Source organism: Nocardia caishijiensis NBRC 108228 (genome assembly GCF_001612825.1).
In the GTDB taxonomy this organism is placed as follows: Bacteria; Actinomycetota; Actinomycetes; order Mycobacteriales; family Mycobacteriaceae; genus Nocardia; species Nocardia caishijiensis.
In genome coordinates this window covers 426,767-453,608 of record NZ_BDBE01000030.1, presented here as the reverse complement: position 1 = coordinate 453,608, position 26,842 = coordinate 426,767, and the positions used below count along the sequence as shown (strand labels likewise).

General features: G+C 68.8%; 9 protein-coding genes and 1 pseudogene. 3 read left to right on the top strand and 7 right to left on the bottom strand.

The features are described 5' to 3' along the window. Window positions 1–34: 34 nt before the first annotated feature. Window positions 35–1,354 (top strand): YhgE/Pip domain-containing protein, encoded by a 1,320-nt coding sequence (locus tag NC7_RS15215; RefSeq protein ID WP_236573453.1) that lies wholly within the window; start codon window positions 35–37, stop codon window positions 1,352–1,354. Window positions 1,355–1,378: 24 nt separating this feature from the next. Here NC7_RS15215 and NC7_RS15210 read toward each other — a convergent pair whose 3' ends face one another. Both NC7_RS15210 and NC7_RS15205 read right to left on the bottom strand, forming a co-directional pair. Then, on the bottom strand, window positions 1,379–1,561 hold the full coding sequence (locus NC7_RS15210; protein ID WP_067983469.1) for a hypothetical protein: 183 nt from the start codon (window positions 1,559–1,561) through the stop codon (window positions 1,379–1,381). A 144-nt stretch (window positions 1,562–1,705) separates the two neighbouring features. Then, the gene (locus NC7_RS15205; protein WP_067983467.1) at window positions 1,706–2,269 is read right to left on the bottom strand and encodes a TetR/AcrR family transcriptional regulator; all 564 of its coding nucleotides are present in this window, start codon (window positions 2,267–2,269) and stop codon (window positions 1,706–1,708) included. Window positions 2,270–2,409: 140 nt separating this feature from the next. On the opposite strand from NC7_RS15205, the gene NC7_RS15200 reads away from it, so the two are divergent. Next, on the top strand, window positions 2,410–4,845 hold the full coding sequence (locus tag NC7_RS15200) for a 2Fe-2S iron-sulfur cluster-binding protein (RefSeq protein ID WP_159372874.1): 2,436 nt from the start codon (window positions 2,410–2,412) through the stop codon (window positions 4,843–4,845). An 87-nt stretch (window positions 4,846–4,932) separates the two neighbouring features. Here NC7_RS15200 and NC7_RS30525 read toward each other — a convergent pair. From NC7_RS30525 to NC7_RS15190, 3 genes and pseudogenes are all read right to left on the bottom strand, one after another. Further along, a pseudogene (locus NC7_RS30525) lies at window positions 4,933–5,016 on the bottom strand (DUF6183 family protein); the annotation flags it as partial. A 362-nt stretch (window positions 5,017–5,378) separates the two neighbouring features. Next, on the bottom strand, window positions 5,379–6,116 hold the full coding sequence (locus NC7_RS15195) for an alpha/beta hydrolase family protein (protein WP_067983462.1): 738 nt from the start codon (window positions 6,114–6,116) through the stop codon (window positions 5,379–5,381). Window positions 6,117–6,184: 68 nt separating this feature from the next. Beyond that, window positions 6,185–6,421 (bottom strand): DUF1272 domain-containing protein, encoded by a 237-nt coding sequence (locus NC7_RS15190; RefSeq protein ID WP_067983461.1) that lies wholly within the window; start codon window positions 6,419–6,421, stop codon window positions 6,185–6,187. Window positions 6,422–6,498: 77 nt separating this feature from the next. Between NC7_RS15190 and NC7_RS15185 the strand changes: the two genes are divergently transcribed. Continuing rightward, window positions 6,499–7,095 (top strand): TetR/AcrR family transcriptional regulator, encoded by a 597-nt coding sequence (locus NC7_RS15185; protein ID WP_157102016.1) that lies wholly within the window; start codon window positions 6,499–6,501, stop codon window positions 7,093–7,095. A gap of 5 nt (window positions 7,096–7,100) precedes the next feature. Here the strand turns inward: NC7_RS15185 and NC7_RS15180 are convergent, their stop codons facing one another. After that, on the bottom strand, window positions 7,101–8,258 hold the full coding sequence (locus NC7_RS15180; protein WP_067983456.1) for an epoxide hydrolase family protein: 1,158 nt from the start codon (window positions 8,256–8,258) through the stop codon (window positions 7,101–7,103). Window positions 8,259–8,303: 45 nt separating this feature from the next. Continuing rightward, entirely contained in the window at window positions 8,304–26,342 is an 18,039-nt protein-coding gene (locus NC7_RS15175; RefSeq protein ID WP_067983761.1) for a non-ribosomal peptide synthetase, read from the bottom strand. Window positions 26,343–26,842: the final 500 nt, after the last annotated feature.

Here is a 26,842-nt window from a genome sequence, read left to right as displayed (position 1 = left end):
CTACTTTGTAGTCGGTGACTACATTGACGGTGCCATGACTGACAACACCGCGCCGACGCGCCCGCCGCGCAGCATGCCGATCCGTGAATGGTTAGCGCCGATCACGCTGGTCACCGTGCTGGCCGCGCTCCTGGGAACCATGTACCTCGGCTACACCGCCGACCCCGAGAAGCACCTGCACGACTTCCCGATCGCCCTGGTCAACCAGGATGTCGGCGACACACTCGCGGGCAGACCCGCCAACCTCGGCGCGCAGATCACCACCGCGCTGGGCGAGCGGATTCCCGCCGAGAAGATCGACCTTCGCACCGTCGGCATCAACGAGGCCCACCGCCAGCTGCGCAACGGTGAGGTGTATGGCGCCATCATCATTCCCGGCGACTTCACCAAACGTGTCGCCATCCTCGGCGCCGCCTCGGTCGTCACCGGCGACGTCGAACAGCCGATGATCTCCGTCCTCACCAACCCCCGCGCGGGCACCCTCGCCGCGCAGATCATGCACACCATCGCGGACAAGGCGATGACCGAGGTCGACGCGACCGTCGGCACCCAACTCGCCGAACAGGTGCGCGCCGCGATCGGCGGCACGCCACTCAGCGGCGCCGCCCAACTGCAACTCGCCCACCCCATCGACGTGGTCGTCAGCGCCTACCACCCACTGCCCGAAGGCACCGGCCAGGGCCTCGCCGCGTTCTTCTACACCCTCGTCCTGCTGATCGTCGGCTTCAGCGGGGCCATGATGATCAACTCCCTCGTCGACGGCTCCCTGGGTTTCGTCCCCGCCGAGTACGGGCCGTGGCACAAGCCGACCAGCCCCGCCCGCATCAGCCGCTGGCGCACCCTGCTCATCAAATGGGCCATCGCGGTCATCAGCGCCCCACTGGCCTCGGCCGCGTTCCTCGGCGTCGGCGGCCTGCTCGACATGAGCATCGAACGCCCACTCATGCTGTTCCTCTACGGCACCTTGGCGGTCATCGCGATCGCGGTGACCGGACTGTCGGTGATGGCCACGTTCGGCACCGCGGGCCTGATGATCAACCTCATCGTATTCGTCGTCCTCGGCATCCCCTCGTCCTCGGGCACCATCCCGCTCGAAGCGACTCCGCGCTGGATCGCCGACCTGGCCTCGTTCGAACCGATGCACCAGATCTACCTGGCGGTGCGCGCCATCATGTTCTTCGACGGCAGCTTCGAGGCGGGCCTGAGCCGTGGCCTCTGGATGACCATCGCCGGTCTCGCCATCGGGTTGATCCTCGGATTCGCGGCCACCCACGCCTATGACCTGCGTGGTATGCATCGCCTCGGCCTGGATCACCGTCGCGAGGACGAAACCCTCGTACCGGCAGGCAGATGAGGAGACTCACTAACTGGACGCCGATCAGCGCCGCCGCCACGACGACCGCACGCTGTTGCGCCACGCTGTGCCGCAGCAGCAGCACGCCGAGCGTGGTGAGCGGGACCGCGCGAAGGCCTCGACCGCCAGCGAGACCGGATACTCGACCGCGGCACTCATCCGGCCGACGGGTCCCCGCTCGAGCACCGGCGCGAACAGGCTGATCACCTTGACTGCTTGCCTGGTTTGTCAGTTCCATCAGGTCGGCCTATCCATGGGTGTGTCGGTCGGTGACGATCATCCCCGGACTCGACAGCTTGCCATTCGGCAGCGGTCCGCCGCTGAATCGTGAGACGGTACAGCTGGTGAATCTCACCGCTGGGTGATCGCCCGAGCAGCAGTCTCGGCGACCTGCTCGTCGCTGAGACTGCTGTCGGGTAGCAGTACGTGCGACAGGACCGTCCGGACGATGACCTCGGCGGCCTGGCGCGGAGGCAGGGCGAGTGCGGCGTCGCCCCGCACGGCGACGAGCGGCTCGGCGAAGGCGGCGACGGTCTCGACAAGGTTCTGCTCGGACTGATCGTTCCGGATCGCGATGGTCAGCAGCCAGGCGGGCTCGTGGTCGCGCAGATAGCCGAACGCCGCGTGCGCGCGCAAGTACCCGAGCGTGAAAAGAGTTGCTGACCGGGCGATATCGGCCACGGGTGCGAGCAGGTCGAGCGTGCCGTACGCCGCCGCGACCATCCGCCCGATCTCATGGCGTCCGATCGCGGAGATCAGTGCCTTCTTGTCGCCGAGCTCGCGGTAGGCGGTGGCCCGTGAGACGCCTGCCCGTTCGGCGACCATGGTGAGCGTCAGCCTGTCGAGGCCGGACTCGGCGATCAGCTCCACGGCGGTGTCGAGGAGTTCGTCGGTGGACCGGGTCGAGAAGGTCATGGCTCTTTCTACTCCGCTCGGACGCTGGGAACTCTTGACACCCCGTCACTGCGTGAGACTACTCTACCGAAGAGTCTCACGGTGGTGTTGGGCGACGAACCGGTCGCCGCAGTCGCCGGACAACGATGTCGGAGGACCAAGTGGCAGAAGAGCGGACCCACGCCATAGTGCTGGGCGCGAGCATGGCCGGGCTGTTGACCGCACGGATACTCAGCGAGAGCTTCGCGCAGGTCACCGTGATCGAACGCGACGACCTGTCCGCGCCGGGGGATCGGCGCGGCGTGCCGCAGGGCAGGCACGTGCACGCCCTGCTGGCGCGGGGAACGCAGATCTTCGAGGAACTGTTCCCCGGCCTGACCGCGCGGCTGCTCGCCGACGGCGCGGTCGAGTGCCGCGCGCTCACCGAGATGCGGATGTCGCTGTCGGGCCACACACTGCGCCGATCCGACAGCGGGTACTCGGTACTGCAAGCCAGCAGGCCGTTCCTGGAATGGCGAGTGCGCGAACGCGTTCGGGCGCTGCCGAACGTCGTGATCCTCGACAGCCACACCGCCGAAGCCCTGGACTACGACGCTGCCGCCGAACGGGTGCGTGGCGTCCGAGTCGACGGTGTGGGTGAGCTCGCGGCGGATCTGGTCGTCAGCTGCCTGGGCAGGCACGGTCCGATCGGGGACTGGCTCGCCGAGTCGGGCTACGAACGGCCGCCCGAGGAAGGCGTGCGGATCGACATGATGTACGCCAGCCGGTACATCCGGCTGCCCGCGGGCGTCGTCGAAGACAAGGAGATCATCGTCTCCCACCAGGACCCTGCTCGCGGTCTGGCGATGTTCGCGGTCGAGGACGGCCGACACCTGCTCACCCTGATCGGCTACGGCAACGATCACCCGCCGACCGACCCCGACGGCTACTGGCGCTTCGCCGCCTCGGTGGCCCCGCCGGATGTGCGCCGGGCGTTGGTGGAGGCACAACCGCTCACCGATGTCGCCACCTACCGCTACCTGGCCAACCAGCGGCGCCGCTACGAGCGTCTGTCCCGGTTCCCCGACGGGCTGCTTGTCCTCGGCGACGCGGTGTGCAGCTTCAGTCCGGCCTTCGGTCAGGGGATGACGGTCTCCGCATTGCAGGCCCTCCAATTGCGCGAGATACTGGCCGCCGGTGACCACGAGTTACCTCGTCGCTGGTTCCGGGCCGCGGCCGCGGCCATCGACGACGCGTGGATGATCACCAAACTCTTCGATCTGGCCATGCCGCACGTCGACGCGAGTGGACAGGCGCGGATGCGACTGGCCGGACACCTGGCGGGTATCGGGCTGGCCGCCGGAGCACGCGACGAGCGGGTCGGGCGGGCGGTCGCCCGCATCGCCGGTCTGCTGGACCGGCCGAGCGCGGTTCTGCATCCGGAAACGCTGGCGCACACCGCGACCGCGCTCGGTGGTGTGGGCCTGGACCATGCTCGTCGCCTGCTCGCCGCGCCGCTACTGTCCCCGCGCAAGACCTTGTTCGATCCGCTCCCACACGGACCGGCTCGCGGCTTCCACCGGCTGACGGTCCGCTCGGTCATGCGCGACACCCGCGACAGCGCGATCGTCGAATTCACCGTCCCGGCCGACCTCTCCGACAGCTTCCGCTACACCGCTGGCCAGCACCTGGTGGTACGCGGCACCCGCGACGGCGAACCGATCCGGCGCAGCTACTCCCTGTGCGACCCACCCGGCGCCGGGCGGTTACGGATCGGCGTGAAACGACAGGACGCGGGGACGTTCTCCACCTACGTCTTCGACGGCCGGATCACGGGTTCGGTCCTGTACGTCGCCGAACCAGCGGGCACGTTCACGCCGTCTCTCGACCCCGCGGCGCGGCGGCACTACGCCGCGGTCGCGGCCGGTAGCGGTATCACCCCGATCGCCGCCATCATCGCCGCCGTGCTCGAGTCCGAACCGCACAGTACGGTTGCCCTGTGCTACGGCAACCGTGCCGCTGGCGGCATCATGCTGGCCGACCGACTGCACGAACTCGTCGATCGGTTCCCGGATCGACTGCGGATACGGCACCAGCTATCACAGCAGGGCACGAGCACCCTGCCCCGGTCGACGGAGGCAGTGTCCTACCGGCGCGGCCGAATCGACCCGGCCGAGCTCGCCGATGCCGACCACTGGTTCCTGTGCGGCCCGCGAGATCTGGTGTCCCGAACGGTCACCGAGCTCACCGCACGTGGCGTGGATCGTTCGCGAATCCAGTTCGAACTCTTCGACACCGGCACCTCGAGCGCGTCGGTCCCGGCGGCGGACACGGCCAGCAGCCACGTCACCGTGACCGGCTACGGTCCGACCCTCACCTTCGACATGTCGAGGGACCGATCCATCCTCGATGCCGCCCTGGACCACCGCGAGGACCTGCCGTACTCATGCCTCGGCGGCTCCTGCGGAACCTGCCGCGCCACCGTCGAATCCGGACAGGTCATGATGGACGACGACCCACTACTGGCGATCAGCGACGAGGAGATCACCGCGGGGCACGTCCTGGCCTGCCGGGCCCGCCCGGTCTCCGCCGAGGTCGCGCTGCGCTTCGCCCCCTGAGTCCTGCGGTGTCCCACGCCCGTTCGGGGGTCGCGGCCTTCGCCGCCGCCGAGCAGCACACAACCTGCTGGTTCACCGCCTTTCACATCAGTCGGTGTCGGTGGCGGCGAGAATCGACAGACCCGGCTCCGGGGTGATGGCGGCGATGCCGATATCCCACGCGACGCGTTCGAACCAAACGTTTCGTCACTGTGACGAAACTTAGGAGCGGGGAAGTGGAGGGGGAGTGCAGGGCCCGGATCTTCGTAACCCAACACCGCCGGACCGGGCATTCATCCTGAATTGTCATGAATGAGGCATTGGCGTTCGCATCCATCCCGGAACTCCTACCAGTCGAACGCATCTGCGGCGTTGTGGTCCGGCCAGGCCAGGCGCGGCGTTCGAGCCAGAGAAAGGGCTGAGGGCGCGGAGGCACGCAATGCAGCAGTGCACTCACTGCACGAATGCGCACACAAACTTCCTCCGACCGGCCGCGTTGGAACGCCGATAATGCACATTATGTCAAGTAAGGCGAATCTCTACGAATGTGTGGCTCATCCCCGATTCTCTGGCGTGAGGGCTTCCGTCACCCATCTAGCCAACCCCTCGACAACCACATCAGGCTGCTTCGTCCATCCGGTATGGCCCGCTGGATCATCGAAGTGCGTGCGCGTGGTCCTCGCTCCTGGGAACAGTCGCACCAGAGCGTCCACGGCGGATGCCGGTGCCAGACCGTCGTCGCCGAACGACATCGCCAACAATGGGAAGCTGCGGCTCGAGCGGTTCGCCGGGGTCTTGGACCACCACCCTGTTCGGGCCATGCGCGCCCAGTCTCCGATCAGCTGCGCCGACTGTCTGCCGAAGCCGAATCGGCGGCCGTCGAACACGCCTCGCAGACGGGCCGTTGCAGCGAAAACGGTCGGGAGGATCAAGGGTGCCAGGCGAGCACACCCTGTGAACGCTCGCCAGTGTGGTGTGCCTGCGGCGACCAGCACGAGGCCGTCGAACTCCCCCGGCGATATCGACTCCAGCGCGGCGGTCAGTTGTCCGCCGAGGCTGTGGCCGACCAGCAGTAGCGGGCCGTCCCCGCGCTCACGTGCGCAGGCGATGGCCTCGGTCAGGTCGCCGGTCGCCAGGTCGGCGTAGCCGAATCGCGTAGTCCGCGAAATGGTCAGGGTGCTGTCACCCTGGCCGCGATAGTCCAACGTCACCACGGAAAACCCCTGTGCTGACGCCGTTTCGGCGAAGCGCTGGTAGTGGCGGGCATTCACCCCGAGTGCGGGCAGGACCACCAGCGTGGGTGCCCCGGACCGGCTTGGGAACCAGTGCGCGATGCCTCCGCTGGGTAGTGCGGTCGCACTCATCGACCGGTCCCCCGGATCTTGCGGCGCAGCCGTGCCGGTGCCCGCCGCGCGATCTCGGCGACCCCGGTGGTGCGTCGCGGCCGCCGGACCAACTCCCCCGCGCAGTTCGGGCACACCCGGTGATCCGCCGTGCAGGTCGGACAGTAGGTGCATTCATAACTGCAGATGAATGCCTCGGCGTCGTCGCTCAACGACGCGGCACAGGTTTCGCAGGTGGACTTCATCTTCAGCATCGCAACCACTCCCTCGCTTTCACATACAAACTGTATGTCACATACAATGTGTATGTCATGGGAGGAGAGAAGGCAAGATGACGACGGTTCGCGAAGCGAGCGCGGCACGAACTCGGGCGAGGTTGATCGAGGTCGGCACGGCGTTGTTCGCCGAGCACGGCTTCGCCGAGGTGACGACGGCACGGGTGTGCGAGGCCGCGGGCGTCACGCGGGGAGCGTTGTATCACCACTTCGGCAGCATGGTGGGGCTGATGGAAGCCTGTTTCGCGTCCGTCGACCACGGCGTGGTCGACACCTTGTCGGCCCATGCGCACACAGGGCGACCGGTCGAACGGTTGCGCGCGGTCAGCCACGCTTTCGTGGATCAACTGGCCGACGAGACGGTCCGGCAGATCCTGTTCGTGGAGGCGCCCGCCGCGTTGGGCTGGGCACGCTGGCGCGAGATCGACGGCGGACGCTCCCTCGGACTGGTGAAGAACCTGCTCGTCGCGGCACACGACCAAGGCGAACTGCTCCCCCGGCACGATCCGAAGGTGCTCGCCCACCTGCTGCTGGGCGGTCTCAACGAGCTCGCGATGTTCGTGGCCGCGTCACGCTCACGGGAGAAGGCCTTGGCTGCGGCTCATGCCGAACTGCGTGCCGTGCTCGACGGCATGTTCACCGAAACACGATGACCCCGTCACCGGTCGGCGGCCAGAACCGCCGCGAGCCCTTCCCGGAGGTCCGTCACGAAGTACTCCGGGACCTCGAGCGAAGGAAAGTGTCCTCCGGTCTGCGGCGTCGCCCACCGCACGATCCGCCGATAACGCTGCTGGGCCCACGGTCTCGGGCATTTCTCGATGTCGGCGGGGTACATCGTGATCGCCGACGGAATATCCACCCGGAGCTCCGGGTCGAGCGAGTTGTGGCTCTCGTAGTAGATGCGGGCCGCGGAGGCACCGGTGCGGGTCAACCAGTACAGGGTGACGTCGTCGAGGACGCGATCCATCGAGATCGTTTCGAACGGGCTGTCGGCGGTGTCGGACCATTCGGCGAACTTGTCGAGGATCCAGGCCAGCAACCCGACGGGTGAGTCGACGAGCGAGTAGCCGATGGTCTGTGGTCGGGTCGCCTGCTGCTTGGCGTAGGCGGCGCGAAACTGCCAGAAGTCGCGGGTTTCCTCGGCCCACCGCCGTTCGGTGGGCGTCAGCCCGTGGGTGCTGAGCCCGGGCGGTGCCTCGGCGAACAGGGTGTGGATGCCGAGAACGCGGTCGGGGAACCTCCCGGCGAGCACTGTGGTGATATTGCCGCCCCAGTCGCCGCCGTGGGCCACGAACTCGCGGTAGCCGAGCCTGCTCATGAGTTCGACCCAGGCGGCCGCGATCTTTTCGGTACCCCAGCCGGTGGTGGTCGGTTTGTCGCTGTAGCCGAAGCCCGGCAGTGACGGGACGACGACGTGGAACGCCGGTGTGTCGGCATCGGCCGGGTCCGCCAATTCGTCGACGAGGTGGGTGAATTCGGCGATGCTCCCCGGCCAACCGTGCGTCATGATCAGTGGTGTGGCGTCCGCGCGCGGAGAGCGGCGGTGTAGGAAGTGGATTCCGAGATCGTCGATGGTCGTGCGGAACTGGCCGATCCGGTGCAGGTGCTCTTCGAACGATCGCCAGTCGTATTCGTCGCGCCAATAGCGCACGACCTCGACGAGGTCGGCACGGGGAACGCCCTGATCCCACCGGCGCGGGTCGGGCCCCGGCCGGTAGACCGTCTCGGGTTCCGGGAACCGCGCCGCGGCCAATCGTGCGCGCAGATCGTCGAGTTCGGCGTCGGTCGCGTGTGCTTCGAAGGCTTGTACATCCATACGTACCGAGTTCCCTGAAGTTCGCCCGGTAGTACTGGGAGGCGGTCAGCCGCTGTGTCCGGCCGCTTCCCGATCGAGTTGTTCGTTCAAGACGCGCGCGATGTCGGCCAGGATCGCGGGTTCGGTCATGGCCAGGTGGGTCGCGTCGATGTCGACATCGGTGATGTGCCCGCGGACGTACGATGCCCATCCGTGGTGACCGGCAGCGTCGGCACGGCGTTCGCGGGTGGCGGTGAAATACAGCATGTCGCAGTCGAGTACCGGTGGTCGCCAGTTTGCGGCTGCCTGGAGGGACTGGTTGTAGGCGTCGGTCATGCGCTGGATGAGGGCGGCGTCGATGCCGAGCCGCTCCCCCAGTTTCTGTTCGATCAGCGCGGCGGCTTCCTCGGCGGTGGCGTCGGGGGGTACGAAGTCGATCCCCATCACGGGGCCGAGATTGGCGACGAGTTCCCCGGCCGTCACGGTGGTGAGCGCCGCGCGATCGAATCCGTCGGCTTCGGCGTCGAGTAAGGCCAGTAGCGCGACGTGTTCTCCGGCGGCGCGGATTTCGGCGGCGATGGCGTGGGCGATCTGGCCGCCGAGCGACCAACCGAGCAGGTGGTACGGGCCGTGCGGCTGGATGGTGCGGATCTCGTCGAGGTAGCGGCGGGCGGTGTGCTCGATGGTGGTCGGGCCGGTTTCGCCGCTGAGTTGTGGTGACTGGATTCCGTAGATCGGCCGGTCCTCGGTCAGGTATTCGGCGAGTGGCCGGTAGCTCCAGGCCAGACCGGAGGCGGGATGGACGCAGAACAGCGGGTGTTGCGTGCCCGTGGTGCGGATCGGTAGCAGAACGTCGAATCCGGGTGTGGCAGGTTCGGTGTGGATGTCGCCGGTGCGCATACCGCTTTCGATGCGTTTGGCGAGGTCGGTGGGGCGCGGGTCGGACAGGATCCAGCTGACGGGGATCTCGTAGTGGAGTTCCTCGCGGAGTTCGCTGACCACCTGCACCGATTTGAGGGAGTTGCCGCCGAGTGCGTAGAAGTCGTCGTCGGCGCCGACGCGGGCCATGCCGAGGACGTGCCCGTAGACGCGGGCGACCTCGCTTTCCAGCCAGGATTCCGGTTCTCGGAATTCCGCCACGTCGAAGACGGGTTCGGGCAGGTGTTTGCGGTCGAGTTTGCCGGAGTCGGTGATCGGCACGGTGTCGAGCACCATGACGGTGGTCGGGACCATGTAGTCGGGTAGTTCGGCGGCGGCGTGGGCGAGGACGGCGTCGGTGTCGATGCGCATGCGAACGGTGGGCACCAGGTAGGCGACGAGCCGGTCTCCGGTTCCGGCGGTGTGGACGGCGGCGACGGCGCGGGCGACGGTGGGGTGTTCGGCGAGGACGGTTTCGATTTCGCCGAGTTCGATGCGCAGGCCACGGAGTTTCACCTGGAAGTCGGTGCGGCCCAGGTATTCCAGTTCGCCGCTGCGCAGGAGGCGGGCGCGGTCGCCGGTGCGGTACATCCGCAGGCCGGAGGTGAACGGGTCGGGGACGTACCGTTCCGCGGTGAGGCCGGGGCGGGCGTGGTAGCCGCGGGTGATCTGGTTCCCGGCGAGGTACAGGTCGCCCGCTACGCCGGGTGGGACCGGACGCAGGCGGGTGTCGAGGACGTGGGCGCGGACGTTCCAGACCGGGGTGCCCATGGGGGTGCTGCCGGTGTCGCTGTCGGTGATGGGGTGGGCGGTGGCGTGCACGGTGAATTCGGTGGGGCCGTAGAGGTTGTGTAGTGCGGTGTGGGGCATGGTGTTTCGCGCGGCGGCCACGACGTCGGCGCCGAATGCCTCGCCGCCGACGAGCAGGGCGCGCAGCGATTTCAGGGATGCTGCCGGGGCTGCGTGGGCGAAGGCCGCGAGCATGGACGGGACGAAGGAGGTGACGGTGACCTGGTGGTCGTCGATGGTGGCGGCGAGGTAGGCGGGGTCGGTGTGTCCGTCGGGGCGGGCGATGACCAGTCGGGCACCGACGGCGAGGGTGGCGAACAGTTCCCACACCGAGACGTCGAAGGTGGCGGGGGTCTTCTGGAGGACGGTGTCGGCGGCGGTGAGTCGGTAGGTGTCGATGATCCAGTGGAGTTGGTTGAGGACCGCGTTGTGCGGTACCGCGACCCCTTTGGGGCGTCCGGTGGATCCGGAGGTGAACAGGACGTAGGCGATGTTGTGTGGGCGTAGCGGGGTACGGCGGTCGGCGTGGGTGACGGGGGTGTCGTCGTATCCGGTGAGGTCGATGCCGTCGAGGGAGGTGAGTTCGACGACCGGTGCGGCGGTGGCGAGCATGTAGTCGATGCGATCGGCGGGGTGGGTGGGGTCGATGGGTACGTAGCCGCCGCCCGCGGCGTGGGTCGCGTACATGGCGGTGACCTGGTCGAGGGATCGGGGCATGCGGAGCGCGACGAGGGTGTCGGGGCCGACGCCCTGGGCGATGAGCCAGCGGGCGAGGCGGTGGACGCGGGCGGCGAATTCGCCGTAGGTGAGGGTTTCGGTGTCGGCGGACACGGCGGGTCGGTCGGTGTGTGCGGCGGCGGCGTGAGTGAACAGGTCGGGGAGGGTTTCGTGGGGGTCGAGGGGGTGTCGGGTGGCGTTCCACCGGTGCAGGACGGCGTCGCGTTCGGCGGTGTCGTGGAGGTCGATGTCGTGGATCTGCTGGGTGGGGTCGGTGGCCAGGGCGTGCAGGATCCGGTGCAGGCGGTCGGCGATGGTGGTGGCGGTGGCCGGGTCGAACAGGTCGGTGGCGTAGGTGAGGGTGCCGTCCATTCCGGTGGGTGTGCCGTTGGTGTCGTAGTTGTCGGAGACGGTGATCTGGAGGTCGAACAGGGAGGTCGCGGTGTCGACTTCGATGGCGGAGGCGGTGAGGCCGGGCAGTTCGAAGTCGGTGGTGGTGTGGTTCTGGAAGGCGAGCATCACCTGGAACAGGGGGTGGTGGGCGTGGGAGCGCAGGGGGTTGAGTTCTTGGACGAGGCGTTCGAACGGCACGTCGGCGTGGCCGAACGCGGCGAGGTCGGTGTCGCGGACGTGGTCGAGGAGTTCGGTGAAGGTCATGTGGTCGGTGAGGCGGGTTCGTAGGACGAGGGTGTTGACGAACATGCCGACGAGGTCGTCGAGTTGGGGTTCTCCGCGACCGGCGTAGGGGGTGCCGACGGCGATGTCGTCGGTGGCGGCGAGTCGGCCGAGGGTGGCGGCGAGGGCGGCGTGGAACACCATGAACAGGGTGGTGTTGTTGGCGCGTGCGACCTTGTCGAGTCGGGCGTGGAGGTCGGCGTCGACGGCGAGTGCGACGGTGGCGCCGGTGTAGGTCTGGATCGGGGGTCGCGGGTGGTCGGTGGGGAGTTCGAGCAGTGGTGGCAGGTCGGCGAGTTGGGTGGTCCAGTAGTCGATCTGGGCGCGCAGCAGCGACTCGGGGTCGTGTGCGGAACCGAGGACGGTGTGCTGCCAGATGGCGTAGTCGGCGTATTGGACCGGCAGCGGTGTCCAGCTGGGTGGGTGGCCGTCGACCCGGGCCTGGTACGCGGTCATCATGTCGCGGGCCAGGGGGCCGAGGGAGGATCCGTCGGCGCAGATGTGGTGTAGGGCCACCGCGAGTACCCAGGTGTCTGGTCCGGTGTCGAAGAGCCGGGCCCGCAACGGTGTTTCGGTGGTGACGTCGAATACGGTGCCGAGGAATTCGGCGATCACGGCGGGCAGGTCGGTGTCGGTGATCGAGGTGGGATGCAGGGACGGTGTGGTGAGGTGGGCCGGTAGGACGACTTGCACGGGTTCGCCGTCGATGTGCGGGTAGTGCGTGCGCAGGACTTCGTGCCGTTCGATGATGTCGGTGAGGGCGTGTCGCATCGCGTCGGTGTCGAGATGGCCGGTGAGGCGGATGACGACGGGAATGCTGTAGGCGGCGGAGTCGGGTTCGAACCGGTTGAGGAACCACATGCGCTGCTGTGCGTAGGACAGCGGGATGTGCTGGGGTCGGGGTTGCGGGGTGAGGGGGACGCGGCCGGTGTCGGCGTGCGATTCCGCGCGGGCGGCGAGGGTGGCGACGGTCGGTGCGTCGAAGATCATCGCGACCGGCACCGTGGCGTCGAGTGCGGCGCCGATGCGGGCGGCGACCCGGGTGGCGACGAGGCTGTTGCCGCCGAGTTCGAAGAAGTCGTCGTCGGCGCCGACGGCACGGTCGAGGCCGAGTACGTCGCTGAAGACACCGGCGACGATTTCCTCGACCGGGGAGGCGGGGGCACGGAACCGGCGGGCTTGCGCGACGGGTTCGGGGAGGGCTCGGCGATCGAGCTTGCCGTTGGGTGACAGTGGCATCCGGTCGAGGACCATGATCGCGGCGGGCACCATGTAGGCGGGGAGGGTGTCGGTGAGTGCCGTGGTGACGGCCTCGACGGAGATCTCGGCGCCGGGGGTCGGGACGACATAGGACACGAGGGTGACGGGGCCGGTGCCGTCCCGGCGTGGGATGGTGACGGCGTAGGCGATGTCGGGGCGGGCACCGAGTGCGGTGTCGATTTCGCCGAGTTCGACGCGGTAGCCGCGGACCTTCACCTGGAAGTCGTTGCGTCCCACGAACTCGAGGTTGCCGTGGGGGTTCCAGCGGACGAGGTCGCCGGTGCGGTACATGCGGCTGCCGGGTTCGGCGTACGGGCAGGCGGTGAATCGGGCCGCGTTGGTGGCGGTGCGGTGGAGGTAGCCGCGGGCCAGGGCGGCACCGGCCAGATACAGCTCGCCGGTCACACCGACGGGTGTGGGTCGGAGCCGGTCGTCGAGGACCAGTGTCCGTATGCCGGGCAGCGGGGTACCGATGGTCGGTCGTTCGCCGGGGTGCAGGGGTTCGGTGGCGGTGGCGAGCATGGTGGTTTCGGTCGGTCCGTAGAGGACCCGGAATTCGCGTGTGCCCGTGCGGTCGCTGCCTGCCCACCGGTTGACGAGGTCGGCGGGGACCTCGTCGCCGCCGGACAGGATGCTCTGGAGGTCGTCGAGTCCGGTGGGATCGACGGAGGCGAGTCCGGCGGGGGTGACGAAGGCGTGGGTGATGCGCTGGGTGCGGAGGAAATCGGCCAGTTCGTCGCCGCCGTAGATGTCGGTGGGGGCGATGCAGAGGGTGGCGGCGCGGCCGGTGGCGAGCAGGATTTCCAGCAGTGCGGCGTCGAAGGACGGTGAGGCGAAGTGCAGGACGCGGTCGGTGGTGTCGGGTGGGGTGTTGCGGCGTTGTCCGGCGACGAAGTCGGCGATTCCGGTGTGGGTGACGGCGACGCCTTTGGGGCGGCCGGTGGATCCGGAGGTGAACACGATGTAGGCGATGTCGGTGGGGTGGAGTGGCCGGAGCCGGTCGGCGTCGGTGACGGGTTCGGCGGATTCGCGGACGAGTCGGGTGTTGTCGGTCGGAGAGTCGAGCAGGATCCAGTCGGCGGTGTCGGGTAGCTGGGGCCGTGCGGCGGTGAGTGTGATGCCGAGGTCGGCGCGCGAGTCGGTGACCATCTGTTCGATGCGGCCGGTGGGATAGCGGGGATCGATCGGGACGTAGGGCGCGCCGGTCTTGACCACGGCCCACCAGGCGATCACTTCGTCCGCGGTGCGGCCGGTCGCCACGAGCACGGGACGTTCGGGTCGGGCGCCGCGGCGGATCAACAGGCGTGCCAGCTGGGTGGATCGGGTGTCGAGCTCCTGGTAGGTGAGTTGGGTGTCGCCGGAGACGACGGCGGTGCCGCTGGGGTTGTCGTGGACGGCGGCGGCGAGGACCTCCGGGAGCAGGGCAGGTGGCCGGGGTCCGGCCGGATGCGGGCCGATTCGGGTCGACAGGTCGTGGTGTTCGGTGGTGTCGAGCCAGTCGAGGTCACCGACGGCTGCTGACGGGTCGGTGGTGACGGCTCGGAGGACTCGGAGCAACCGCGTGAGGTAGCTGTGCGCGGTCGCTTCGTCGAACAGATCGCGGGCGTAGGTGAGGGTTCCGGGCAGTCCTTGCGCCGCTCCCCCGTCGGCGTAGGTGTCGGCAAGGATCAGCTGCATGTCGAAGGGGGTCAGCCCGGTGTCGATGTCGGCGTGGGAGACGGTGACGCCCGGGAGTTCGACGTCGGTCCCGGCGAGGCCCTGGAAGGCGAGCATCACCTGGAACAGGGGGTGGCGGTCGGCGGCGCGTTGTGGGTGCAGTTCCTCCACGACCCGTTCGAACGGGACATCGGCGTGTTCGAAGGCGGCCAGGTCGGTGTCGCGAGTGCGGGCGAGGAGGTCGGTGAAAGGTTGGCCGGTGTGGACGGATGTGCGCAGGGCGAGGGTGTTGACGAACATGCCGACGAGGTCGTCGAGGCCGGGTTCGCCGCGACCGGCGACCGGAGTGCCGATCACGACGTCGTCGCTGCCGCTGAGACGCCCGAGGACGGCGGCGAGGGCGGCGTGCATCACCATGAACAGCGAGCAGCCGCGGCGGTGGGCGAGGTCGCGCAGCTGGGTGTGCAGGTGGGCGTCGATGTCGAATCGGATGCGTCCCCCGGCCAGTGACGCGACGGGCGGTCGGGGCCGGTCGGTGGGCAGGTCGAGTCGGTCGGGGGCGTCGGCGAGGGTGTCGCGCCAGAACCGGAGCTGGGTGGAGAGCGGCGATGCGGGGTCGTCGTCGGCGCCGAGGACTTCCCGCTGCCACTGTGCGTAGTCGGCGTATTGGACCGGCAGGGGTTGCCAGCGGGGTGCGTGCCCGTCGACGCGGGCCGCGTAGGCGGTGACGACGTCGCGGGCCAGCGGTCCCATGGACCGTCCGTCACCGGCGATGTGGTGGACCACCAGGGCCAGTAGGTACTCGCCGGTGCCGAGGTCGAACAGTCCGATGCGGAGCGGGACCTCGGTGGTGACGTCGAATCCGTTGCGCACGAACGTGTTCACGGCATCGGTGAGGGTCGTGGGGTCGGCGGAGACGGTGTGCAGGGCGGGCTCGGGTTCGGTGAGAACGAGCTGTCGGGGTTCGCCGTCGGTTTCGGGGTAGCGGGTGCGCAGCACTTCGTGTCGGGCGACGACGTCGATCAGCGCCTGGCGCAGGGCGTCGGTGTCGAGGTGTCCGGTGAGGCGCAGCAGGACCGGAATGTTGTAGGCGGCGGAGTCGGGTTCTAGCCTGTTGAGGAACCACATGCGCTGCTGAGCCAGTGACAGCGGTACGGGTTCGGTGCGTGGGCGGGCGGTGAGCGGTGTTCGCTCACCGGTGCGCAACGTGGTGGTGTGGCGGGCCAGGGCGGCGACGGTCGGTGCCTCGAACACGGCGCGCACCGGTACACGGATTCCGAGTGCGGCGCCGACGCGGGCCACCACCAGCGATGCGCTGAGGGAATCGCCGCCGAGGGCGAAGAAGTCGTCGTCGGCGCCGACCCTCGGCACGCCGAGGACCTGTGCGTAGGCGGCGGCGACGAGCTCTTCGGGCCAGGTGGTGGGTGCCCGGTATGCGCGGGCGACGAAGACGGGTGCGGGCAGACGGTCGCGGTCGAGTTTGCCGTGGGCGGTGAGCGGTACGTCGTCGAGGATCATGATCGCGGCGGGCACCATGGAGGTGGGCAGTGTGTCGGCGAGTGCGGCGGTGAGTGTCTCGACCGAAATGTGCTGTCCCGGTGTCGGGACCACATAGGACACCAGGCGTGCCGGTCCCCCGTCGCCGGTGTGCGCGATCGTGGTCGCGAACGCGATGTCGGGGTGGGCCGAGAGCGCGGTGTCGATTTCGCCGAGTTCGACACGCGAGCCGCGCACTTTCACCTGGAAGTCGTTGCGGCCCACGAATTCCAGGTCTCCGTCGGTGGCGCGGCGGACGAGATCGCCGGTGCGGTACATGCGGGTGTTGCCGAAGGGGCAGGCGATGAACCGGGTAGCGGTCAGTCCCGGCCGGTCGATATAGCCTTCGGCCAGTCCCGGACCGAACAGGTACAGCTCACCTGCCACGCCCTCGGGGACGGGCCGCAGCCAGGTGTCGAGGACGACGGTGGAGACAGGGCCGACGGGGCGGCCGATTCCGATCGGCGTGGCGGCGGACAGTTCGGCCGCGGTGGCCCAGATGGTGGTTTCGCTGGGACCGTAGAGGTTGAGCATGGTGCGCCCCGGTGCCCACCGCTGGACCAGTTCCCGTCCGACCGGTTCCCCGGCGGTGGCCAGCACCCGCAGCGTAGCGAGGTCGTCGGTGGGGACGGTGGCCAACGCTGACGGGGTGATCACCGCGTGGGAGATGCGCTCGCGCCGAATGAGATCGGCCAGTTCGCCGCCGCCGTACACCTCCGGTGGTGCGATGACCAGCCGTGCGCCTGACCCGTGTGCCATGAGCAGTTCGAACAGGTTGGCGTCGAAACTGGGGGACGCGACCTGCAGGACCGTCGACCGGTCGTCGACCCGCAGTGTCCGGTGCTGGGCCGCCACCAGGTCGGTGAGGGCACGGTGGCAGACCACGACGCCTTTGGGTGTGCCGGTGGAGCCGGAGGTGTAGATGACGTAGGCGCCGCGGTCGGGTCGCACGCGGGGTTCGGTGATCGGTTCCGGTGATTCGGCGGCGACGCCGCGCCGGGTGTGTTCGTCGTCGACGATCAGCCAGTCGGTGCCGTCGGGCAGGGTCGGTGCGGTGGCCGTGTCGGTGATGCCGATCTGTGCCCCGGAGTCCGACAGCAGGAATTCGATCCGCCCGGCGGGCAGATTCGGGTCGATCGGGAGGAACGCGGTGCCCGCTTTGGTCGCCGCCCACAGGGCGACGACACCGGCGAGGGAGCGTGGGAGCGCGACGGCGGTGATCCGGTCGGGCCGGGCGCCGCGACGCAGTAGGGCGCGTGCGAGGCGGGTGGACTGTTCGTCGATTTCTCGGTAGGTGAGGGACCTCTCCCCGTCGTGTGCGGCGACGGCGTCCGGTGTGCGTGCCGCGGTGGCGGTGAGGATGTCCGCGAGGGTCTTCGGGGGGTGCTGGGCGGTGTGCGGGTGTGTGGGGCCTGGTGTGGCGGGCAGGGCGAGCGCGCCGAGCCGGGTGGTGGGGTCGCGGGCGATGCGGGTGAGGACGTCCACGAACCCGGTGAGGATGTGGTCGGCGTGGGTGCTGTCGAAGGCGTCGGTCAGGAAGCGCAGCGTGATCCGTAGGCCCGTCGAGTCGGGGGCGACGACCAGGCTCAATGGGAACGGGGTGGCGTCGACGCCGCTGATCTCTCCGACGCGCAGACCGGCGGCGTCGACGAGGCGTTGCAGGGCTGGGCGGTCGACCGGGAACGACTGGAAAGTGACCGCGCTGTCGAACAATTCGGTGACACCGGCGCTGCGAAGGATCTCGGGGAGCCCGATGTAGTGGTGGTCGAGCATCCGGGCATGCTGGTCCTGGATCCGGATGAGCAGGTCGCGCAGTGTCTGCGCGGGCGCGAGCTCGACCCGAACGGGGATGGTGTCGAGGAACATGCCGAGGGTTCGTTCCACCTGGGGCAGTTCCGGTGGCCGCCCCGACACCGCGGCACCGAAGATCACATCGGTGTCGCCGGTGAGGTCGCGCAGGTTCAGCGCCCAGGCCGCCGCGATGGTGGTGTTGACGGTGACGGCCGTGTCGGCGGCGACGGCACGGAGTGCGTCGTACAGGTTGGCGGGCAGGTCGGCGCTCACCTCGTCGGCGGTACCGGCGATGTTCGCTCCCGGGGCGACACGGGTCGGGGAATCCACGTCCGCGAATTCCTGTGCCCAGGCGGCTCTGGAGGCGGCGTGGTCCTGGTGTCGCAGCCAGTTCAGGTAGTCACGGTAGGAGGGGGCGGGTTCGGTGGTGCCGATCCGCGCTGGTGCGCCGTAGTTTTCGAGCAGTTCGCCCAGCAGCAGGGGCATCGACCAGCCGTCGAGGATCACGTGATGGTCGGTGACCAGCAGCCGGTGCACGTGGGGGGCGAGGTGGAGCAGGGTGAACCGGATCAGCGGTGGCGCGGAGAGGTCGAAATCGGTCGCGGCGTCGGCGGCGGCGATGTCGGCGGCCGTGCGGGGATCGTGTCCCGGGGTCAGGTCGATGACGCGGAAGTCGGTGTCGACGTGACCGAGCACGATCTGCTGTGGTCCGGTCGCGGTTTCGGCGAACCCCGCGCGCAGGATGTCGTGGCGGTCCAGGAGTGCCTGGGTGGCGCGGTGCAGGCGGTCGGTGTCGATCTCGCCGGTGAATTCGATCGCGGTCTGGACGGTGTAGTTGTCGGCGGAGCCGGTGGTGAAGGAGGAGTGGAAGTGGATACCCGACTGCATCGGCGACAGCGGCCAGACTTCGGTGAGGGCCGGATACCGTTGCCGCAGTACGGAGATCTCGGGTTCGTCGAGGGTGACCAGCGGTGATCGTGAGCTGTCGTCGGCGCCCGGTGCGGTGGTGTCGTTGCGGGCGGTGGCGGCGAGGGCGGCCACCGTCTTGCCTTCGAACACCTCGCGAGGGGTGAGGGCGAGCCCGGCGGTTCTGGCGAGGGCGACCAGGCGCATGGAGACGATGCTGTCGCCGCCGAGGGTGAAGAAGTTGCTGTCGGCTGACACCTCGTCCAGGTTCAGGACCTGTGCGAACAGCTCTGCCATGGTGCGTTCGGCCGGTGTGGCGGGTGGGCGTCCGGTGGTGTCGGGTGCGGCGAGTTCGTGGTGTCGCAGCGCTGTGCGGTCGATCTTGCCGGTCGCGGTGACCGGCATCTCCGTGAGTTCCACGATCGCCGCGGGGTGCATGTAGCGGGCGAGGGTGTGGTCGAGGTGGTCGTGTAGTCGCGTGGTGTCCAGGGTTTGCCCTGGTGCGCCGACGACGAAGGACACCAGGATCGGTTCTCCGGTGGGGCCGGTGCGGGTGACGGTGGCGGCGCTGCCAACCGAGGGATGACGGGCGAGCTGGATGTCGATCTCCCCCGGCTCGATGCGCAAACCGTGGATCTTGACCTGTTGATCGTTGCGGCCGAGGTATTCCAGTTCGAGCCCGGTGCGGCCCGGTATCCAGCGCACGGAATCGCCGGTGCGGTAGAGCCGTTCGCCGCTGCCGGAGTGCGGGTCGGCGATGAATCGGGCGGCGGTGGTCGCGGCCCGGCCGACATAGCCGCGCGCCAGACCCGGGCCGCCGACGTAGAGCTCTCCGGCGACTCCGACCGGTGCCGGTCGCAACCACATGTCGAGGACCGCGACGGAGACACCGTGGACGGGTCCGCCGATCGTGACGGGTTCCCCCGGGTGCAGGGCGGCGGACCCGGTGGCCCAGATCGTTGTTTCGGTCGGCCCGTAATGGTTCATCAGGCGTCGCCCGGGCGCCCACCGGTTCACGGTGTCCGCCCCGGTGGCTTCGCCGACCACCGCGAGGCAGGTGAGGTTCGGGAGCCGCGCCGGTTCGAGGGTGTTCAGCACGGACGGGGTGAGGATGGCGTGGGTGACGTGTGCGGCGTGGAGCAGTTCGGTGAGATCGGCGCCGCCGTAGACATCGGGGGGTGCGATCAGTAGGCAGGCGCCGCTGCTGTGGGCCAGCAGCAATTCCGAGACGCTTGCGTCGAAACTTGGTGAGGCGACCTGCAATACGGTGGAGGTGGAGTCGGCGCCGAAGGCCGTGGTGTGCGCGGCGACGAGGTCGGCCAGGCCGCGGTGGGTCACCTGCACAGCTTTCGGGGTGCCGGTCGACCCGGAGGTGAAGATGAGGTACGCCGTGGCATCGGGTGCCGTCAGTCGACTGGGTTTCGGCTGGGCGGGGGTTGCGATGTCGTCGACGCTGACCCACTCGACACAGTCGGGAAGGTGTGCGGCGACAGCGGAGGTGGAGACACCCAGGGTGGTGCCCACGTCGGACAGCATCCGGACGAGGCGTTCGCCCGGATCGGCGGGGTCGAGGGGAACGAACGCGGCCCCGGTGGCCGCGACCGCCCAGATCGCCACGGTCAGGTCGGCCGAACGCGGAAGCACAAGGGCGACAAGCGTTTCGGGACGTGCGCCGCGGCCGGTGAGCACGGCGGCGAGTTCGTCGGCACGCCCACGCAGCTCGCGGTAGGTGAGGGTGGTGTGGCCGGAGCGGACGGCGACCGCATCGGGATACCGGTCGGCGGTGGCGGTGAGGATCTCGTGCAGGGTGCGTTCGGGGACGGCGGGGGCACCGGTGACCGTCGACGGTTCACCACTGCCGGGCGTGACGGCGGCTGTGCTGGTGGTGGTTTCGGTGACCAGCTGGGTGAGGATCCGTTCGAATCGGCCGAGTAGGGCAGCGGCTCGGTCGGCGTCGTACCGGTCGGTGGCGTAGCGCAGGGTGACGGTGAAGGTGCCGGGCTCGCCACCGACCGGGCGCGGCGGCGTCACCTGCAGGCTCAGCGGGTATGGGGTGGCGTCCTCGGCGTCGAGATCGATCAGCCGTAGTCCGGCGGCGTCGAGATCGTCGGCCAGGGCCGCACGGTCCAGCGGATAGGACTCCAGCACCGTGACGGTGTCGAACATGTCGGCGATCCCGGTGGTGCGCTGCAGTTCCGCCAGACCGATGTGACGGTGCTCGAGCATCGCGGCCTGTTCGGATTGCACCCGGATGAGCAGGTCGCCGACGGTCTCCTCAGGGTTGAACCGGACCCGCACCGGCAGGGTGTTGATGAACAGGCCGACCATGTGCTCGACGCCGAGCAGCTGCGGCGGCCGATGCGACACTGTGTTGCCGAACACCACATCGGAGCGTCCGGTGAGGGCGGTGAGCAGCAGCGCCCACGCCACCTGGACGGCGGTCCCCGCGGTGACACCGTGGGAGCGGCCCAGGTCGAGGACGGCGGCGGCGGTCGCGGTGTCGAGGTCGGTCCCGACCGCGCCGCTGGCGGTGCCCGTCCGGTCGGGGCGACCCGAGACCCGGGTTGGGTTGTCGACCCCGGCCAGCATCCGCTGCCAGGCGGTCGTGGCGGCGGCATCGTCCTGGGTGTGCAACCACTGCAGGTAGTCCCGGAACGACCGGGGTGGGGCGAGCTCGCCCGCCCCACCGGAGTACAGGACGAGAAGCTGGTGGATCAACAGCGGCATCGACCAGCCGTCGAGCACCAGATGGTGGTCGGTGATCAGCAACCGATACTCGGTGGCGCCGGTGCGCAACAGCCGGAATCGCAACAGCGGTGGCCGGGCGGGATCGAACGGTGTGACCGCCTCGGTGGTGAGGCGACGGAATTCGCGGTCCCGGGTGACGGGGTCGAAGGTACTGAGATCGGTTTCGCGCCAGTCGGCGCGGACGGTGTGCAGCACGATCTGGCGCGGGCCGTCGACTGTTTCGATGAAGGCGGTGCGCAGGCTGTCGTGTCGGTCGATCAGCGTTTGGGCGGCCTGCCGCAGGCGCGGGGCGTCCACCGCACCGGCCAAGGTGAGGGTGGCCCGCACGATGTAGCCGTCGTCGCCGTCACGGTCGTAGAGGGTGTGGAACAGCAGCCCGGTTTGCAGGGCGGTCAGCGGCCACACATCGGTCATCGCCGGGAATTCCCGCGACCAGTCGTCGATGTCGGTCTGCGAGACGGTGACCAGCGGGAAATCGGACGGGGTGTAGCCGCCCGCGGTGTCGGTGCGCAGATGCGCGGCCAGGCCGCGCAGCGCCCGCACCCACAGCTCGGCCAGGGCGGCGACCTCGTCGGCGTCGACGATCTCGGGCGCGTACTCCCAGGTGGCCTCGAGTTCGAGTCCGTCGGGTCCCGGCACGGCGATCGCGTTGACATCCACGACCGCGGGCAGCGACATCCTCGGGTCGGTGGTCGCGGTGAGCGAGGTGAATTCGGTGGTGGGTGTCCACGCCCCCGAGTGGTCGCCGACACCCACCCGCCCCAGATAGTTGAAACTGATCTGAGGTTCCGGTGCGCGCCCGAGCTCGCCACTTCCCACCGGGTCGAGATACCGCAGCATGCCGTAACCGATCCCGTTGTCGGGCACCGCACGGAGTTGCTCCTTCACCTGTTTGATCGCCGCCCCTGCGGCGGGGCCGCCGGTGAAGGCGTCGTCGAGATCGATGCCGGGTAGGTCGAGGCGGACCGGGAATCGGGTGGTGAACCAGCCGACGGTGCCACTGAGGTCGGCGCCGGGCACCGCCTGTTCTTCCCGACCGTGTCCTTCCAGCGAGATCAGCTCCGGACCCGAGGAATCACCGCGAAGGGCCCGCCAATGCGCCAGCGCGAGTGCCAGCGCCGCCAACAGTGGATCATTGGCGCTGCCGTGGAACCGGGCGGGAATACCGGTGAGAACGTCTTCGGTGACATCTGCCGCGAGCCGCGACCGGATCCGACCGGCGGTGGCCACGACATCGCGTTCGGGGTCGAGCGACCGCGAACCGAGCGACCGGTTGCCCTCGGCGAGAACAGCTTTCCAGCGGGCGAGTTCGGCCGGACGACGCGCGGCAGTCCGTTCGGTGAGGCCGTGCAGCCAGCTGCGCACGGAGGTGGTTCGAAGACCGGGCTGGGGGTCCTCACCCGTCGACACCTGCAACCAGGCGCGGGCGAGGTCGGCGAGCAGAATCCGCCACGACACCGCGTCGACGGCGAGGTGATGGACCACCAGCCACAGCAGGTCCGGGCCCGCGCCGGTGCCGTCCTGGATGCGGACGGCCCGCACCAGGACCCCGGCGGCGGGGTCGAGGTGATCAGCGGCCGTCTGGAGGTGCCGGTCGACCTCGGTGGCGTCCCGGTGATCGAGTGTGACGTGGGTGACGACGGAATCGGCGTCGACGCTGCCGGGAGCCGGAACTTCGAGATGATGCTCGCCCGTGGTGGTGACTCGCAGCACGGCGCGCAGCATGTCGTGACGATCCAGCAGGGTCTGCAGGGCGCGCACGAGATGCCCCGAGTCGAGCCGATCGGGAAGCTCGACAAGGGTGGCTTGCGCGAACCGGTCGTAGTGGCCGCGACCGAGCATGGCGTGCACGATCGGTGACAGCGGGACCGGGCCGATGCCCCCACCGGGGAGTTCGCGCAACTGCGGGGCGCCACCGGCCTCGGTGGCCATGGCCGCCAAGCCCGCGACGGTCTTGTGCTCGAACACGTCCTGCGTCGAGAACCCGAGACCGACGGCCTTGGCCCGCGCCACCAGCTGAATCGACAGGATGCTGTCACCACCGAGCGCGAAGAAGCTGTCGTCGGCGCCGACCTGTGCGACGCCGAGCACCTCGCTGAACAGCCCGGCCATGAGGATCTCCCGCGCCGTTTCCGGGTCGCGCCCCGCCGGGGCCGCCTCGAATTCCGGTTCCGGTAACGCGCTGCGATCGAGTTTGCCGAACGCGGTCACCGGCAACTGGTCCAGTGTCACGAACACCGCCGGAACCATGTGTGGTGGCAAGCATTCCCGAGCGAACCGTTGCAGCTGCGCTGGGTCCACCCGGTGGTCCTCGACAGGGACGACGTAGGAGGCCAGGACTGTGGTGCCCGCGTAGTTGCGCACCGGAACGGTCACCGACAGATCGACGTCCGGATGGGCGGTGAGGACGGCATCGATCTCGGCCGGTTCGATCCGGTAGCCGCGGATCTTCACCTGGAAATCGCTGCGCCCCAGCAGTTGCAACGACACCGCGTCGTCCTCGGCGGCCATCCAGCGGGCGAGATCGCCGGTGCGGTACATGCGCTGTCCCGGACCGCCGTAGGGGTCGGCGACGAAACGAGCCGAGGTGTCGGGAAACCGGCGGAGGTAGCCGCGGGCCAAGCCGGGCCCGGCCAGATACAACTCACCGGCGGTGCCGACCGGCACCGGCTGCAACGCCCGATCCAGCACCATCGCCGCCACACCCCGGACAGGCCCGCCGACCGTGAGCTCACGGTCGGACCGGATCCGGGCGCCCGCGACGGTCACCGTGGCTTCGGTCGGCCCGTACTCGTTGAACATCGCGCACCGCCGCGACCAGCGCTCGATGACATGCGGTGGGCAGACGTCGCCCCCGACCACCACGGTTCGCAGATCGGTGAGCGGATGCGGGTTCACCGTCGCCAGCATCGCGGGCGTCAGCGTCAGATGCGTGATGTGCTGGTCGGTCAGCAGCCGGGTGAGTTGGTCGCCGCCGATCACCTCCGGTGGCACCACCACCAGAGTGGCCGTGTTCGCGAAACAGGTCAGGAACTGTTCGAAGGAAGCGTCGAAGGCCGGTGAGAGAGCGTAGGAAACCCGGGATCGCGGGCTCATGCCGTAGGTGGTGCTGCGGTCGGCGACCAGATTCGCCAAGCCACGGTGGGTGACCTGGACACCTTTGGGCACACCGGTGGAACCGGAGGTGTAGGTGATGTAGGCGACGTCGCCGACGTGCAGTGGGCGGAGACGGTCGGCATCGGTGACCGGCTGGTCGCCGAGACGCCCGCAGGCGTCTCGGATCGAGCGGTCGTCGACGACCAGTACGGGCACGGTGCGCGGGAGCCGATCCAGGTCGGCGTCGACGGCGAGGACCACCCGGGCACCGCTGTCGGTGATCATGTGCTCGATCCGTCGCTCCGGATAGTCCGGATCGATCTGGACAATCGCGGCACCGGATTTCGCGACCGCCCACGCCGCGACGATCGACTCGGCGCACCGGCGCATCGCGATCGCCACCGAGGTCCCCGGCCCGCAGTCGCGGCCGATCAGGTACCGAGCCAGCTGTGTCGATCGGGTGTCCAGCTCGTAGTAGGTCAGTGTCGCGGAGGTCGAGACGACCGCTGTCGCGGCCGGGTCGCGCAGGGCCCCAGCGGTGAGGATGTCGGGAAGCAGTCGGTCGGCGGTGCTCTCCGGTCCCCGTACCGGTAGCAGCGCGGCCCGCTCCGCCGGGGTGAGCAGCGGCAGGGTCCGCACCGGTTGATCCGGGCCGCCGACGAGGAACGCGTGCAGGAACATCAGGAATCGGGCGTGGTGCGCGGCCAGTTCGTCGCCGCTGTACACCTCCGGGTTCCCCTGGAAATCTATGTGGGTGCTGTCGCGACCGGCACCCGGATAGATGTTGACGAACAGATCTGAGGTCGGCCCCGAGGTCAGCACGTGCAGTCGGCCGACGGTTGCGCCGAGCGTGATCTCGTTGTCCACCATCATCAGGTTGATCGCCGGGCCGAACGACGCGGTCTCGTCGCGGGCGATCCCCATGTCGTGGAAGATGTCCTCCTGCCGGTACCGCTGTCGGCGCAGGGCGCTGGTCAGCTCGCTCTGCGCGGCCGCGATCACGTCCCCGGTGCCGCTGTTCGCGACGGGCACCCGCAACGGGACCACATTGGCCACCATTCCCCCGGACCGTCGCAGCACCGCGGAATGGCGCCCGGAGACCGGCAGGCTCAGTAGTACCTCGTCGCTGCCGGTCATCCGGGCGAGATAGGCGGCGAACGCGGCGACGACCACCGGGGTGACGCTGGTGCCGCGCTCGGCGACGACCCGATCGAGCTGCCGCGCGGTCCGCTCCGGGAGAGCTGCGCTGACGAGGATCGGATGAATGGTCGGTGTGCCTGCGTGGCCCGCGAGGCCGACCACGGGCGGGGCGCCCGCGAGGTGGTCGGTCCAGTAGGCGCGGTCGTTGTCGAAACGTGCCGAACCCCGGTACGCGAGGTCCTGGTCCACGATGTCGCCGAGGTCCTTCGCCGTGGACGGCGGCGCCTGCTCCCCGGAGACCCCCGCGTTGTACAGCTCGATGATCCGCTGCATCATCGTGACCGCGGCGAACCCGTCGAGCACGATGTGGTGGGCGCGCTGATACCACAGGTAGTGATCGTCGCCGGTCTGGAAGAGGACGCATTTCATCAGGCGGTCCACGGCCAGATCGAGTGGGGCGGAGTAGTCGCGAACCATCAGGTCGTGGGCCGTGGCGACCGGGTCGTCGTCGGCCCGCAGGTCCAGCACCGACACCGGTGAGGGCAGATCCTCGTCGACGACCTGATACGGCTCACCGTCGACCTCGACCAGTCGCACACGCGCGCACCCGAACTCGTGCCCCGCTGCCTTGCAGGCGGCTACGAGTACACCGATGTCGACGGGACCGGCGATCTCGACGTACTGAGCCACCGAAATGGGGGATTCGCGCGCCAAATGCTGGGCGAACCAGATCCCACGCTGCGCCGCGGACAGCGGCAGCAGACTGTGAGCGCGCGGCCCGGCTCCGTTGCCATCGGGTGGTTGCGCGCCGTTGCTCGGCGCGAGAAGAGACTGCTCCCAGCTGCTGTCGAGGTTGCGCTTCGACTGGGTCATTCGGACCTCCGAGTAATGCGTCATCCCGGGGCACGGCCGACAAATCGGGCAGCCATTTACCCCGTAAAGTACGCCACCACCGAAAATGCGTATGAATTCAGCAAAAGGGCGCGCAACGCCCGCCGCAGAGAAATGCGGCACGTTACCGCTGCGGCTTTCGGCAGTGGGAATTATTGGTTGATCTGCTGACAAATCACCTTCGAACAATGGGGGTCACTGCCCGTAGGGCAGGGTGAACCCAGGTCGCGGTGGTGTCTCGTCGCTTGACGAGCAGGAAGTGGATGCGAGCGAAAGTCATTGGTAGCACCGGATCGGCCTTCTGGGAGGGTGGCATACCTACGTCCCAGCTGTGTTCCAGGAGGATTCGACGACCACACTGTCGCCGAATGCGTGCTACGGATTCCCCGCAACCCCGACAATTGGAGGATTCAACCGTTTCGCCCGACATGCCGTTGCGACATATCGGACCGACGGTCGCCACGGTATTGTCACACCCCGGC